The 14,592-nt window shown below is 65.1% G+C and carries 14 protein-coding genes; 7 read left to right on the plus strand and 7 right to left on the minus strand.

Annotated features, from left to right (window positions below; all coding sequences use genetic code 11):
• Positions 1–136: 136 nt before the first annotated feature.
• Positions 137–2,938, plus strand: coding sequence for an alanine--tRNA ligase (alaS, locus tag HWX69_RS03925; RefSeq protein WP_178915800.1), 2,802 nt, complete (start codon positions 137–139; stop codon positions 2,936–2,938).
• Positions 2,939–3,024: 86 nt separating this feature from the next.
• Here alaS and HWX69_RS03930 read toward each other — a convergent pair whose 3' ends face one another.
• Positions 3,025–3,696 (minus strand): apolipoprotein A1/A4/E family protein, encoded by a 672-nt coding sequence (locus HWX69_RS03930; RefSeq protein WP_178915801.1) that lies wholly within the window; start codon positions 3,694–3,696, stop codon positions 3,025–3,027.
• A 420-nt stretch (positions 3,697–4,116) separates the two neighbouring features.
• On the opposite strand from HWX69_RS03930, the gene HWX69_RS03935 reads away from it, so the two are divergent.
• Positions 4,117–5,421: a DUF445 domain-containing protein gene (locus tag HWX69_RS03935; protein ID WP_178915802.1), complete on the plus strand. Its 1,305-nt coding sequence runs from the start codon at positions 4,117–4,119 to the stop codon at positions 5,419–5,421.
• Complete coding sequence (locus HWX69_RS03940; RefSeq protein WP_178915803.1) at positions 5,418–6,782, plus strand: DUF4393 domain-containing protein; 1,365 nt, start codon at positions 5,418–5,420, stop codon at positions 6,780–6,782. Before HWX69_RS03935 ends, HWX69_RS03940 begins: the two co-directional genes overlap by 4 nt.
• Here HWX69_RS03940 and HWX69_RS03945 read toward each other — a convergent pair.
• A complete protein-coding gene (locus HWX69_RS03945; RefSeq protein WP_178915804.1) occupies positions 6,779–7,066 on the minus strand; it encodes a DUF5789 family protein in 288 nt (95 codons plus the stop codon). The two genes, HWX69_RS03940 and HWX69_RS03945, sit on opposite strands and share 4 nt — an antisense overlap.
• Before the next feature lie 126 nt (positions 7,067–7,192).
• Between HWX69_RS03945 and HWX69_RS03950 the strand changes: the two genes are divergently transcribed.
• From HWX69_RS03950 to HWX69_RS03965, 4 genes are all read left to right on the plus strand, one after another.
• On the plus strand, positions 7,193–7,963 hold the full coding sequence (locus tag HWX69_RS03950; RefSeq protein ID WP_178915805.1) for a PHP domain-containing protein: 771 nt from the start codon (positions 7,193–7,195) through the stop codon (positions 7,961–7,963).
• Between the two features lie 41 nt (positions 7,964–8,004).
• On the plus strand, positions 8,005–8,166 hold the full coding sequence (locus HWX69_RS03955; RefSeq protein ID WP_178915806.1) for a DUF6757 family protein: 162 nt from the start codon (positions 8,005–8,007) through the stop codon (positions 8,164–8,166).
• Positions 8,167–8,264: 98 nt separating this feature from the next.
• Positions 8,265–9,005 carry a beta-ketoacyl-ACP reductase gene (locus tag HWX69_RS03960; protein WP_178915807.1) on the plus strand — a complete coding sequence of 247 codons (741 nt, stop codon included), beginning with the start codon at positions 8,265–8,267 and terminating at the stop codon, positions 9,003–9,005.
• A 269-nt stretch (positions 9,006–9,274) separates the two neighbouring features.
• Positions 9,275–9,739 (plus strand): TIGR00725 family protein, encoded by a 465-nt coding sequence (locus HWX69_RS03965; protein WP_178915808.1) that lies wholly within the window; start codon positions 9,275–9,277, stop codon positions 9,737–9,739.
• On the opposite strand, the gene HWX69_RS03970 is transcribed toward HWX69_RS03965, so the two are convergent.
• The 5 genes from HWX69_RS03970 to pdhA form a co-directional block, all read right to left on the minus strand.
• Positions 9,700–9,936, minus strand: a complete 237-nt coding sequence (locus tag HWX69_RS03970; RefSeq protein ID WP_178915809.1) for a hypothetical protein — start codon at positions 9,934–9,936, stop codon at positions 9,700–9,702. The two genes, HWX69_RS03965 and HWX69_RS03970, sit on opposite strands and share 40 nt — an antisense overlap.
• 76 nt (positions 9,937–10,012) lie before the next feature.
• The gene (locus HWX69_RS03975) at positions 10,013–10,756 is read right to left on the minus strand and encodes a DNA polymerase sliding clamp (RefSeq protein ID WP_178915810.1); all 744 of its coding nucleotides are present in this window, start codon (positions 10,754–10,756) and stop codon (positions 10,013–10,015) included.
• A 59-nt stretch (positions 10,757–10,815) separates the two neighbouring features.
• The gene (locus HWX69_RS03980; RefSeq protein ID WP_178915811.1) at positions 10,816–12,390 is read right to left on the minus strand and encodes a 2-oxo acid dehydrogenase subunit E2; all 1,575 of its coding nucleotides are present in this window, start codon (positions 12,388–12,390) and stop codon (positions 10,816–10,818) included.
• 1 nt (position 12,391) lies between these two features.
• Positions 12,392–13,378: an alpha-ketoacid dehydrogenase subunit beta gene (locus HWX69_RS03985; protein ID WP_178915812.1), complete on the minus strand. Its 987-nt coding sequence runs from the start codon at positions 13,376–13,378 to the stop codon at positions 12,392–12,394.
• Positions 13,375–14,484, minus strand: coding sequence for a pyruvate dehydrogenase (acetyl-transferring) E1 component subunit alpha (pdhA, locus tag HWX69_RS03990; protein ID WP_178915813.1), 1,110 nt, complete (start codon positions 14,482–14,484; stop codon positions 13,375–13,377). Before pdhA ends, HWX69_RS03985 begins: the two co-directional genes overlap by 4 nt.
• Between the last annotated feature and the right edge of the window lie 108 nt (positions 14,485–14,592).

Here is a 14,592-nt window from a genome sequence, read left to right on the forward strand (position 1 = left end):
CCGTTTCGACCATGGAGCGCTTGACGTCGCGGGAAGCGAATCCGTAAAGACGGAGGTATCGATTCGGCTCGCACCCGATTCGGGCGGTCCGAGCGCCTCGAAAACCCTTTAGCCGACGACGGGCCAAACAGGAGTAATGAGTGACCTCGACGAGGAGTATCAGCTCGAGTATTTCCACGACGAGGGGTTCGTACGGAAGGAGTGCCCGTCGTGTGGAGCACACTTCTGGACCCGCGACGAGGAGCGAGAACTGTGTGGGGAGCCGCCGTGTGCCGACTACGAGTTCATCGACGAACCGGGCTTCGAGGACGAGTACAGTTTAGAGGAGATGCGCGAGGCGTTCCTCTCGTTTTTCGAGGAGCACGGCCACGAACGCATCGACCCCTACCCGGTCGCGGCGAACCGCTGGCGCGACGACGTGCTGTTGACCCAGGCTTCGATTTACGACTTCCAGCCGCTTGTCACCTCTGGGCAGACGCCGCCGCCGGCGAACCCGCTGACCGTGAGCCAGCCCTGTATCCGGATGCAGGACATCGACAACGTCGGCAAGACGGGCCGACACACGATGGCCTTCGAGATGATGGCCCACCACGCGTTCAACGCCCGCGAAGACCTCGAGGACCCCGGCCAGTACGCCTACGAGGGCGAGGTGTACTGGAAGAGCGAGACCGTCGCCTACTGTGACGAGTTGCTCGACTCGATGGGCGCCGACATCGAGGACGTCACCTACATCGAGGACCCGTGGGTCGGCGGCGGCAACGCCGGACCCGCAATCGAGGTCATCTACCGCGGCCTGGAGTTGGCCACCCTCGTCTTCATGTGCATGGAGCAGGACCCCGACGGGGAGTACGAACTCAAAGACGGGAACACCTACTCTTATATGGACACCTACATCGTCGACACCGGCTACGGGTTAGAGCGGTGGACCTGGATGTCCCAGGGGACCCCGACGGTGTACGAGGCCGTCTACCCCGAGATGATTTCGTTCCTGAAGGACAACGCCGGCATCGAGTACACCGACGACGAGGAGGCACTCGTCAACCGCGCGGCCCGACTGTCGGGACAACTCGACATCGACGATGTCGACGACGTGGAGGCCGCCCGCGACAACATCGCCGACAAACTCGACGTGTCGACGAGCCGCCTTCGTGAACTCGTCGAACCGCTGGAGGACATCTACGCCATTGCCGACCACTGCCGGACGCTCGCGTACATGTTCGGCGACGGTATCGTCCCCTCGAACGTCGGCACGGGGTATCTCGCCCGGATGGTCCTCCGTCGGACCAAGCGGCTGTGTGACACCGCCGGCGTCGACGCGCCGCTGGACGAACTCGTCGACATGCAGGCCGACCGCCTCGGCTACGAGAACCGCGACACCGTCCGCGACATCGTCCGCACGGAGGTCGAGAAGTACCGCGAAACGCTCGAACGCGGCGGCCGACAGGTCGAACGCCTCGCCAGCGACTACGCGGCGAAAGGCGACCCGATTCCGCTGGAAGAAGTCCTCGAGCTGTACGACTCCCACGGCATCCAGCCGGACATGGTCGAGGACATCGCCGCCGACCACGGCGCCGACGTGGAGATTCCCGACGACTTCTACTCGCTGGTCGCGGCCCGCCACGGCGGCGAGGAGGCCTTCGAAGAGGAAGAGGGCGCCGAAACCGATGACGACCGGATCGCCGACCTCCCCGACACGGAGAAACTGTACTACGAGGACCCCGAACGGACCGACTTCGAGGCGGTCGTCCTCGATGTCATCGAGCGAGAGGTCGACGACGAAACCCGCTACGACGTGGCGCTCGACCAGACGATGTTCTACCCCGAAGGTGGCGGCCAGCCCGCGGACACGGGGACGCTCGCCACCGACGAGGTGACCGTCGAGGTCACTGACGTACAGGAGGTCGACGGCGTCGTCCTCCATCGCACCGACGAGAGCCCGGGGAAAGGCGAGTTCGTCCGCGGACAAATCGACGCAACTCGGCGCAAGCGGCTGATGCAACACCACACCGCGACCCACATCGTCGGCTATGCGGCCCGGGAGGTCCTCGGCGAGCACGTCCGGCAGGCGGGCGCCCAGAAGGGAACGGAGTCATCGCGGTTCGACATCCGCCACTACGAGCGCATCAGTCGCGAGGAGGTCAAACGCATCGAGCGAGTCGCAAACGACCTCGTCACCGACAACGTCGCGGTGAAACAGGAGTGGCCCGACCGCCACGAAGCCGAGGAGGAACACGGCTTCGACCTGTATCAGGGTGGTATCCCGCCGGGACAGAACCTCCGGCTCATCCGGGTCGCAGAGGACGTACAGGCCTGTGCGGGCACCCACGTCACGCGGACCGGCGACATTGGCACCATCAAAATCCTCTCGACGGAGCGGGTTCAGGACGGCGTCGAGCGGCTGACGTTCGCGGCGGGCGACGCCGCAATCGAGGCCACCCAGCGCACCGAAGACGCCCTCTACGAGGCGGCGGACACCTTCGACGTCTCGCCACAGGAGGTCCCCGACACCGCCACGCGGTTCTTCTCGGAGTGGAAGGAGCGCGGCAAGCAAATCGAGGACCTCAAAGAGCAACTCGCCGAGGTCCGCGCACAGGGCGGCGGCGACGACGCCACCGAGGTCGACCTCGGCGAGGCGACGGCGGTCGTCCAGCGGGTCGACGCCGACATGGACGAACTCCGGGCGACGGCCAATGCCCTCGCCGACGAGGGCAAGGTCGCCGTCCTCGGCAGCGGCCTCGACGGTGCGACGTTCGTCGTCGCGGTGCCCGACGGCGTCGACCTCAACGCCGGGTCGGTCGTCGGTGAACTCGCCGCGAAGGTCGGTGGCGGCGGCGGCGGCCCGCCGGACTTCGCACAGGGCGGCGGTCCCGACGTCGAGGCGCTCGACGACGCCTTGGCCGAGGCGCCCGACGTGTTACGGCAACTGCGGGAGGCCTGAGGACGGTTCGTTTTCGGCGCGGTCGCTGGTTCGGCCGAAAGAGGGGAAAATGGGGAACGTGGACGAGGAGCGGTCGCGTCGTTGCGTTACTCGTCGTCTTCGTCGTCGCCGCCGACGGTGACGTCTTCGAGGCGGTCCTCGAGTTCGTTGAAGCGGTCGGCCTGCTCTTCGAACTGCTCGGAGAGCTGTTGGAGTTGGTCCTCGAAGCGGTCGGCGAGGTCGTCGGCCTGCTCGGAGACACGCCCCTGGGCGTCCTCGGCCTGCTCGTCGAGTTGGTCCTGCAGTTCCTCGAGCTGTTCGGTGAACTCCTCGACGGCGTCGACGAGTTGGCCTTCGACGTCCTCGTTGAGGTCGATGAGGAACTCCAGCTGCGTGCTGAGGTTTTCGAGGGCGTCCTCGCTGAACTCGTCGTAGCTCTCGCCGACGGAGTCGTACTCCTCGTCGAGGGTGTCGTAGGCCTCGTCGGACTGCTCTTCGAGGGTGTCGAACGTCTCGTCGACGGAGTCACGGAGGTCTTCGAGCGTCGAGGAGCCGCCCGAGACGGACTCGGCGGCGTCCAGCGACGTGTGCACCGACTGCCGGGAGAGCCGGAGCGCCTGCCGTTGGATGTCGCGTTGGGTGTCGACGCCGCCGTAGACGGTGTCGCTCATCTCCCGTGGCAGGGTCATGACGTCCTCGATGACGTCTTCGGTCTGTCTAATCGTGTCGCGTTGCAGTTGGAACAGCGTGGCAATCGGTGAGTTGTCGTCGTCAGTCATAGTTGGATTCCGGTATGGGACGAGCGGACGGCGCCGAGCGGGGCCGGCCGATGGGACGAGACCGGCCGCCGAGGGGAACGACGGTCCGGTCGGAGACCGGGTTCGCCGCCGGCGAACCGTCCGTTCGTTGCACCACCCGTTTTCCTATTGGCGAACGAATAACTTAAAACTTGGCACTAGAATACATCTGTTACCATAGAATGGTATCGAGAACCTAAATTTCGCGGCGTCGGACCGCCGGTCGGCGACGACCCGAGACGTGTAAATTAAAGTCCCATTACCAAAATACAGAAACGTGACAGGAAGCGAACCGTCCCGAAACGCCGTCACTCGCCCGCACGCGTCGGTTCGACGACGCACGGTACGGTGCCGGGGTGTGGACGGTCTCGCCGTCAGTTTCACCACGGAGACCCAAGCGTGATGTCCCTCGTCGATTTCCTCCCGGGCCTTCCGTACGGCCTCCAGTGGCGACTGGTACTCATCCCCTTCATCACCGGAGTTATCGGCTACGGGACCAACTGGGTCGCTATCCGGATGCTGTTTCACCCCGTCGAGTTCGCGGGCTTTCGACTCCCGGGACTGAAGAGCGTCGCCCCGAGTCTACCGCGGAAACTCCAGCAGATACCCGGCGTGATGGAGGGACTGGTCGGCTGGCAGGGCATCATCCCCTCCCGGTCCGCCCGGATGGGCACCATCGCCGCCGAGAAGGGAATCGCCCGAATCGCGACCGAGCGGGAGTTCTACGAGGAGTTCGACCCCGAGGAAATCGCGACCCACATCGTCACCAACTCCGAGGACGAAATCCGCCGACTCACCGACGAGACGCTCCGCGAGGAGCATCCGGCGCTGTGGAACGACACCCCTCAGCCGGTTCGGGAACTGGTACACGCACGCGTCCAGGCGCAACTGCCCCGTATCGCCGACGAGATTACCGAACGAATCGGCGAGAACATCGACGAACTGCTCGACATCAACCTCATGATAACGAACCACCTCGACGAGAACCCCGAGTTGCTCAATCGGCTGTTCCTCGAAGTCGGCGACCGCGAACTGAAGTTCATCGTCAACTCCGGGTTCCTCCTCGGCACGTTCCTCGGCGTGTTCACCATCCCGCTGTTCCTCTACATCGACCGGTGGTGGGTGCTCCCGATGGCCGGTGTGGCCGTCGGTTACATGACTAACTGGATTGCCCTGAAAATCATCTTCCTCCCCATCGAGGAGCGCCGGCTCGGCCCGTTCCGACTGCAGGGGCTGTTCATCAAACGCCAACCGGAAGCCGCCGAAAAATACGCCGAAATCGTCGCCGACGAAATCGTCACGATTTCCAACGTCGCCGAGAACCTCATGTACGGAAGCCAATCGGACCGCACACGAAAGATGATTCGAGACGCCATCCGACCGGAAGTCGACCGCGCTGTCGGTCTCGCCGGCCCGTTCGTCCGCATGACGACGGGGAGTGACGAGTACGAGCGCGTCCGGGAGCGGTTCGCCGAAGAGAGCGTCGACCGGACGATATCGCCGCTGTCGGACCCCGAGTTCAACGCCGAGCGCAGCGAGTCCATTCGACGGCTGATACGCGACCGCATTCGGGCCCTCACGCCGCCGAACTTCGTCCAACTGCTCCGGCCGGCCTTCATCGAAGACGAGTGGATGCTCATCGTCCTCGGTGCGGTGCTCGGGTTCGTCGCTGGCTGGCTCCAACTGCTGGTGGTGACCGCCGTATGAGCGACGATGCCCCCGACGGCGAGGACACGCCTGAAGACGCCGAGAAGCCGCTCGACGGGCCAGAGGACATCGAGGTCGATGTCGACGCAACCGAGGGAGGCGATATGGCTCCCCGCGAGGTCGAACGCGTCTTCTCGCTCTTAGAGGAGGCCACCGCCGAGGACGCCCTCGAGGGCCGACAACTCCGGCGACTCCTCTCGGTACTGGAAAACGCCGTCGCCAGCCCCTCCGAGACGAACCCCGAGACGTTCGCGGAGTTGGTGTCGCTTCTCGAAGAGACCATCGTCGCGCCCGACGACCTCGACGACGTGGACGTCGACGGGCTCTTGTCGGTCCTTGAGGAAGCCGTCGCTGGCACGACGACGGCCGACTCCGAGAGCCTCGAAGAACTGTTCGACGTGGTCGGCGAGGGACTCACCGACCCGACGGCCATCGAACCCGAGGACGTCGAGCGGTTTCGGGCCGGTCTCGAGGACGCCATCGTCGACCTCACCGACCCTGCCTCGGGTGGCATCGGCGGGCTGTTCCCCATTCCCGGTATGGCCGGGGCCCCACCCGAGGATATCGCCGAGACCGACGACACCTACGACATGTTCCGCATCGCGCGCATCGGCGCCGCGATGACACAACGAGCGACGGGTTATTCCGTCGAATCCGGCATCCGAACCGGCACGCGGATGGCGTATGCGGCGACCAACGCCGAGTCGCCGGCCCGCCTCCTCACCGAGAGCCGCGCCATCGCACTCGACGAACTCCAGCGGGCGGGCGTCGACATCGGCGACGAGCAGGCCGACTGGCTCGAATCCCACGAGGACGACCTCGTCGACAGCCGACCGATAACGGCGGAGACGCTCCGGGAGCGCGGCGAGCGGCTCCTCTCGAAATCCGCGGAGGTCGGTCGCGACGAGACGATTCACCCCGCCTTCCCCTCGGTCCTCGAACAACTGGCCGCCGACGAGGCGCGCATCCTGCGGCTGCTCGCAGAGGAGGGGACACAGGCGACGATGAACGTCCGAGACAAGAATATCATCCCGTTCAAATCGACGCTCGTCGCGGAGAACCTGACGATGATAGGCAGCGACGCTGGCTGTCGGTATCCCGACCGGACGCCGGTGTACCTCAAGAACCTCGAACGGCTCGGACTCATCGACTTCTCGGATGAACCGATAGAGGACCTCAAACAGTATCAGGTGCTCGAGGCGCAATCGCACATCGAAGCCGCACGCGAGGCTGCAGACCGACCGAAAGCGGTGTACGGGAGCGTCAGGCTGTCGCCGTTCGGTGTCGACTTCTGTGAGACGTGTCTGCCCGTCTCGGTGAACGTCGAACGGCGGGAACGCACCTTCCGCGAAGAGAGTTAGAAGGAGACCTGTTCGGGACCGTTCTCGCCGATGGAGGGCGCATCGCGGTCGGAGTAGTTCTCCCGGCCGATGGCGTTCTTCGACACCGCCGAGTAGGCCGCCAGTCGGGCGTCGTCGGCGTCCTCGAAGGTCGTCTCGCCAAGACGACCCAGTGCCTCGCCGAACGTCTCCTCGCCGTTGGGAACCTCCAGTTCGAGCTCGCCGTACTCCTCGATGAGCTCAGTCGCAGTCGCGGGATACGTGTGGGCATCGATTCGGTCGTCGACGTTCGCGAGCAGTTGCATATCTACTCCTCTCTCCCTAACCTTCATGAATGTTGGCTATAATCTCCTTCCCCGGATATAAGGTCATCTAGCGAGGCCGGACGGCAGAAGCGAGGGTGCTTTGACGGTCGCGCACCGTCTTTGAGTATGGTCGTCGCGGACCTTCACGTACACACGACGAACTCCGACGGGACGCTGACGCTGTCGACGCTGCCCGACGCCGCAAAGCGGGCGGATGTCGACGTCGTCGCCGTCACCGACCACGACCGAACCCATCCCGAACTATCGACGCCCGTCGCACACCTCGACGGCATCACGGTCGTCCACGGCATCGAGTTGCGGGTCGAAACGGACACCGAACGAATCGATTTGCTCGGCTACGGCGTCGTACGCACGGACGAACTCGACGCGCTCGTCGAATCGCTCCAGACAAACCGCATCGAACGGGGCCGACGCATCATCGAGTCCGTCGAGGAGCGCCTCGGCGTCGAGTTGCCCGTGGAACCGCGGGAGGGACTCGGCCGTCCTCACATCGCCCGCGCCGTCGCCGAGGTCACCGACTACGAGTACACCGAGGTGTTCGACGAACTCATCGGCGACGACGGGCCCTGTTATGTCGCCCGCGACATCCCCTCCTTCGAGAGGGGGCGGTCGGTCCTCGAGGACGCCTGCGGCATCGTCGGCCTCGCACACCCCTACCGATACGACGACACCGAGGCGGCACTCGAACGCTGTTCGGAACTCGATGCGGTCGAGCGATTCTACCCCTACGGCCGCGAGGTCGATACCCGTCCGCTGGACCGGGCCATCGAGAACTACGACCTCCTCGCCACCGGCGGCAGCGACGCCCACGAGGAGACGCTCGGAAAAGCGGGACTGGACCGCGAGGACTACCGGCGTTTCCGTACGGCGCTGTGACGAGCGCTGGGTTCAAACCGCTCGGTCACGTACCCCCGGGTATGCAGTGTCACTACTGTGATGAGGAGGCCGCCGTCGCCGTCGAGAAAGACCACATCAAGGTCGGCCTCTGTGAACGGCACCTCCGCGAGCGGATGGAGGAACTCTCCGACTCCGAGGCGCTCGAGGACATCGAGGGGCAAATAGAGGACGCTCTGGAGTAACCCCTCCTCCATCCTTTTGCCCATCTCACACTTTCACCTCGCCGGCTCCCGCCCGAACGGTCGGCAACTCTTTTAGCGCGCCGCGCGTTCGTTAGCCCATGCTCGACGACCAGACCTGTCTCGTAACCGGTTCCTCCCGAGGTATCGGCCGCGCGGTCGCCGAAGAACTCGGACGGAACGGTGCCGATGTCGTTGTGAACTACCGCTCCTCGGTGACCGAAGCCGAGGACGTCGTCGACACTATCGAAGACGAAGGTGGTACCGCCATCGCCGTCCAGGGGAACGTCGCCGACTACGACGAGGTCGACGCGATGTGTTCGGAGATTCACGACGCCTTCGGCTCGGTCGATGTCCTCGTGAACAACGCCGGTATCACCGTCGACAAGAAGTTCGAAAACATGACTCGGGACGACTGGCAGCGGGTTCTCGACGTGAATCTGGGCGGCGTGTTCAACTGCACCCACTGTCTGTTCGACGACATCAAGTCGGCCGACGACGGCCGGCTCATCAACATCTCGTCGGTTGTCGGTCAGCAGGGCAACTACGGGCAGGCGAACTACGCGACGACGAAGTCCGGACTGTTCGGCTTCACCCGGACGCTCGCACTTGAACTGGCCTCCTCGGGGTCGACGGCGAACTGCGTGGCCCCCGGGTTCGTGAAGACGGACATGTTAGAGACGGTTCCCGAACGGGTCCAAGAGAAGATTCTCCAGCGGATTCCCCTCGACCGGTTCGCGACGCCGGAGGACGTAGCGGGTATCGTCCGCTTCGTCGCCAGCGAGGACGCCGGCTACATGACCGGCCAGATTCTCGCCGTCAACGGCGGCATGGAGTGGTAACAACACCCACTTTTTACTCCATCGGGTTCCGCGCCTGCGGCGCGGAACCGTTCTCTGCTCACAGCGACGAAGTCGCCGTTCGCACGGTCAGCGGGACCTCCGGTCCCGCTCGACTCGCAAAAACTTGGGGAAAAACGACCCGGCGACTCAGCCTTCAGCCTCGCCGCCGGCGAACCGCTCGTTCGCTTCGCTCCCTCGCGGATGCTCTGTTCTCGTCAACCGCCACCTGCCGAAACCCTTCTGTCGCTTCCTCACGTCCGTCTCCGCCAATGCGCGTCTCCGTCATCGGCGGCTCTAGCATCGACACCGAAACCTACGGGCAAGCGCGGGAGGTCGGTCGACTGCTCGGCGAGCGCGGCCACACCGTCGTCTGTGGCGGCCTCGGCGGCGTGATGGAAGCCGCCTGTCGCGGCGCACGGGAACACGACGCCGAAACAGTCGGCATCTTGCCCGTCGAAGACCGCGAGGCGGCCAACGAGTGGGTGACGACGCCCATCGCGACGGGGTTGGGCCACGCCCGGAACCCGCTGGTCGTCATGAACGGTGACGCGGTCGTCGCCATCGACGGCGCTGCGGGGACGCTCTCGGAGTTGGGCCACGCCCTCGTTTTCGACCGCCCGATAGCGGGACTGGATACTCACGAAATCGACCTCGTCGGGTTCGAAGCCGTCGAGAGCCCCGCAGCGGCCGTCGACTACGTCGAATCAGAGTCGGCCGCCCGCTTCCAGAAGTAGAGTGCGGCGAGGGCGTTCGGCACCGCCAGCCACCGGACCCGCCGGACGGTCGCCTCGCTCGACTCGAAGTCGGCTTGCAGCCCTTCGTTGTACCACCACTCGACGCCGGCCAACATCGCTCGCGGTGCGACGACGTGTGCGATGGCGCCGAGAAGCGACCCTACTGCGAGGAGTCGGTGTTTCGTGCGGTCGTCCATACCCTATGTAGGGGTCGGACCGTATCGAGTCTCGGCCTCGCGGCGGTCGTTACCGGAATCTGCAAAAACAGCGGGGTTACTCGCTCTGGATGCGCGGTGCGAGCATGAAGGTGACGTGGCCGTCGCCCTCGGCGAAGTCGAAGTGCATCTTGACGGGGAACTCCTCGCCGAGTTCCATCGTCACCTCGGCGTCCTTCGGGATGGCCTTGTTCATGTCCTTCAGATAATCAAGCGAGAACAGCGAGCGGGCTTCCCCGGCGGTGAGGTCGATGAGGTCCTCTCGGCCCAATTCGAGATGTACGTCGTCGGTGTCGCCCTCGGCTTCGACGAAGAACTCCTCGGCGTCGGCGTCGACGCCCAACGCGATGTGGTCGCTCACCATGTCGGCGGCCTTCACCGCACGGGCGATGTCCTTGCCCTCGATGACGATTTCGGCGGCCAAATCGAGGTCCGGCAGGTCCGGCTCCTGTCGGATGGAGTCGGGGTCGATGAGCGCCAGCGTGTACTCTAGGCCGTCCAACTGGATGTGGAGTTTCCGGGTCTCCTCGTCCAACTCGAGGTGGACGAGCTGGCCGGCGTCGGCCATCCCGACGATGTCCTCCAGTCGGTCGAGGTTGACGCCGATGACGCCGCCGTCGGTTTCGTAAGATTCGAACGCCCTCTCCGAGAGTTCGAGGTCGACCATTCCGACGTTCGCCGGGTCCACCGCACGAATCGTGAGGCCCTCCTCGTCGAGGCGGATTTTGCACTCGTCGACAAGCACGCTCACGGAATCGAGCGCATCCCCGAGCGTGTCCGCGCTCACGATAGCCTTGAACATATACGCCCACGTTCTTCCCGACCCCTAAAAAACACTCTGCTCGCGCGCGAGCGTGAAAGTTACTCTAACAACAGCAGTTCGGGCGTCTCGAGGTACTCCTTGACCGTGTTGACGAACTGGGCCGCCTCGGCGCCGTCGATGACGCGGTGGTCGATGGACAGCGACAGCGTCATCACCTTTCGGGGAACGACCTCGCCATCGATTACGCGCGGCTTGTCCTTGATGGCGCCCAATCCGAGGATGGCCGACTCGGGGTAGTTGATGATGGGCGTGGCGTACTCCCCGCCGATGGCCCCGAAGTTCGTAATCGAGAACGTCCCGCCCTGCATCTCTTCGCGGGCGATGGAGCGCTCTCGGGCCTTCCCGACGAGTTCGTTCATCTCTGCGGCGATATCGAGCATCCCCTTGCGGTCGACGCCCTTCACGACCGGGACCATCAGGCCGGCTTCGGTCGCCGTGGCGACGCCGATGTTGTAGTCGCCGCGGACGACGATTTCCTCGTTGTCCTCGTCCAGCTGGGCGTTCAACATCGGGTGTTGCTTGAGCCCGGCGACGACGGCCTTCATCACGAACGGCATGTACGACAGTTTCGTCCCGCGTTCCTCGGCTTCGGCCTTGAGGTTGCCGCGAGTCTCGACCAGCCGCGTCACGTCCACCTCGTCGTGGTGGGTGACGTGCGGCGCCGTGAACTTCGAGCGCTCCATCTGTTTGCCGATGGTCCGCCGGATACCCCGGTAGGGGATGCGCTCGTCCTCGACGGAGGGTGCGGCGACGGTCTCGCCGTCGCCTCCGGCACCCGCCGACACCGCCTCGGCGTCGGCCTGTTGGGCGGCCTGCTGGGCCTCCGCGTAGGCTTCGACGGCCTCGGGCGAGACGAACGCCTCGCCGTCCCGTGTCTCCTCGGTCGGCACGCTGTCGAGGTCGACGCCTTTCTCCTCGGCGAGTTTTCGCGTCGCCGGCGCGGCCAGCGTGCGCTCGCGGTCGGCCGCCTCGGCGCTCGCCGTTGCCGGTTCGGTGGCTTCCGCCCCGTCGTCGCTCACCCGGCGGGTCGCCGACTGTACGCCGTCGTCGGACGCCGCTGTCGCCGGTTCGGGTTCGGCCTCGGATTCGGCTTCCGCCCCGCCTTCGGCGGCCGTCCGAACGTCTGATTCGGTGACGCGGCCGCCCGGACCGCTGCCGGCGACCGCAGCGATGTCGACATCGAGTTCCCGGGCCAACCGACGTGCGGAGGGGGCGGCGAAGACGCGGCCACCCTTCGCGCTTGGCTCGGCATCCGTCTCGGCCGGGGCCTCGCTTCCGTCCTCGTCGACGGGGGTGACCGCCGGTTCGGGTTCGTCCGATTCGGCGCCGTCCTCGTCTCCGGCCTCCGTCTCCGCCGGCTCCTCGACGGGCTCTCCCTCCACGTCGAAGGTGATGATGACCTCGCCGACGGGCACCATCTCGCCTTCCTCGGCCAGTATCTCCCGAACGGTGCCGTTGACGGGTGACGGCACCTCGACGACGGCCTTGTCCGTCTCGACTTCCGCGACCGGCTGGTCCTCTCGTACCGTATCCCCGACCTCGACGAGCCAGCTGACGATTTCCGCCTCGGTCAGCCCCTCGCCGACGTCGGGTAGTTTGAACTCGCGTACCATATCAGAATTCGTAGGTCTCTCGGATGGCGTCCTCGATGCGGGTATCCTCGGGCATGTAGTAATCCTCCAGTGCGTACAGCGGGTAGGGAACGTCGAAGCCGGTGACGCGGTTGACCGGCGCCTCCTGGTACAGCAGCGCCTCCTCCTGAATCGTCGCCGTGATTTCGCCGGCGAGGCCGCCGGTCTTCGGCGCTTCGTGGACGACGACTGCGCGGCCGGTCTTCTCGAAGGATTCGAGGATGGCGTCGGTGTCCATCGGCTTCAGCGTCCGCAGGTCGATGACCTCCACGTCGATGCCGTCCTCGGCGACGGATTCGGCGGCCTGAATCGACGGCCGGGTCATCGCACCCCAGGTGAACAGCGAGATGTCGGAGCCTTCGCGGCGGACCGCGGCCTCGCCTAACTCGACTGTGTAATCGTCGTCGGGCACTTCCTCGCGGAACGCCCGGTAGATGAGTTTGGGTTCGAGGAAGATGACCGGGTCGGGGTCTCGAATCGACGCCGCGAGCAGTCCCTTCGTGTCGTACGGCGTCGAAGGGATGACGACTTTCAGCCCGGCCTCGTGGGCGTAAAATGCCTCCTTGGATTCGGAGTGGTGCTCCGGCGCACGAATGCCACCACCGTACGGTGCTCGAACCACCATCGGGCAGGTGAACCGGCCACGCGAGCGCGTCCGCAGTCGGGCGGCGTGAGAGACGATTTGGTCGAACGCCGGGTACATGAACCCGGAGAACTGGATTTCTGGAACCGGTTTGAGGCCGTATGCGGCCATGCCGATGGCGGTCCCGACGATGCCGGACTCCGCAAGCGGCGTGTCGATGACGCGGTCCCCGCCGAACTCGTCGTACAGCCCTTCCGTCGCCCGGAAGACGCCGCCGTTCTTGCCCACGTCCTCGCCCATCACGAGGACGTCGTCGTCGCGTTGCATCTCGCTTTTCAGGCCGTCTCGGACGGCCTGTACCAGTGTCAAATTCTGTGTCGAACTCATTCGAGTAGTTCCTCGTCGCCGTGCCGTTCGCGCAACCGCTGGAGGTGTGCGCGCTGTTCCTCGAGCCGTTCGGTTCGCTCCTCGAAGACGTAGTCGAACATGTCGGTCGCCTCGGGCCGCTCGAAGCTTTCGGCTTCGGTGATGGCCTCGGCCACCTCGTCTTCGACCGACTGGGTGACCGCGTCGACGGCCTCGTCGTCGAGGACGCCGTTGTTCCGCAGGTACGACTCCAGCCGTGGAATCGGGTCCTTGGCCTTCCACTTCTCGACTTCCTCCTCGTCGCGATACACCGAGGGGTCGTCGGCGGTCGTGTGAGCGCCGAAGCGGTACTGCACCGCCTCGATTAGCGTCGGCCGCTGTCCGTCGGGATCCGCTGCTTTCGCCTTCTCGATAGCCTGGCGGGTGACCTGATACACCGCGAGCGGGTCCATCCCGTCGACCTGGACGCCCTCGAAGCCGTAGGCGTCGGCCTTTTGGGCTAGCGTCTCGCTTGCGGTCTGTCGCTCCCGCGGCACCGAGATGGCCCACTGATTGTTGTTACAGAAGAAGACGGCGGGGGCGTCGAAGACGCCGGCGAAGTTCAGCCCCTCGTGGAAGTCGCCCTCGGAGGTCGCGCCGTCGCCGAAGTAACAGAGGAAGGCGTTTCGATCCTCGCCGTCCTTCAGATTCGAGGCCCACGCCGCGCCCGTCGCGTGCAGAATCTGGGTGGCGATGGGCACTGCCACTGGGAAGATGTTCAGCCCTTCGAGGGCGTTGCCGCGCTCGTCGCCCATCCAGTACCGGAGGGTCTGGGCGAGGTCGACGCCTCGGACGTAGGCGGCGCCGTGTTCGCGGTAACTGGGGAACATCCAGTCGTCGTCGTCCATCGCGGCGGCGCTGCCGACCTGTGCGGCCTCCTGGCCGGACAGCGGTGGGTACGTCCCCATCCGACCCTGTCGCTGGAGGCTGACCGCCCGCTGGTCGAAGTGCCGTGCCAACCGCATCTGTCGATACATCTCGACGAGGTCCTCGTCGGAGAGGTCCGGTACCTCCGCGCCGTCGACGACCCGGCCGTCCTCGTCGAGGACCCGAACCCGGTCGTCGGGGTCGCGTTGTAGCGTACTCATAACTCCCTCCGTCGCATAGCCGAACTGTCAATGGCCGACGGCATAGTGTTTACGTAAATTTTGCCACGTTCTGCACAATCGAGAATTCCCGGACGAACGAACGATATG

The sequence above is a fragment of the Natronomonas gomsonensis genome (genome assembly GCF_013391635.1).
In the GTDB taxonomy this organism is placed as follows: Archaea; Halobacteriota; Halobacteria; order Halobacteriales; family Haloarculaceae; genus Natronomonas; species Natronomonas gomsonensis_A.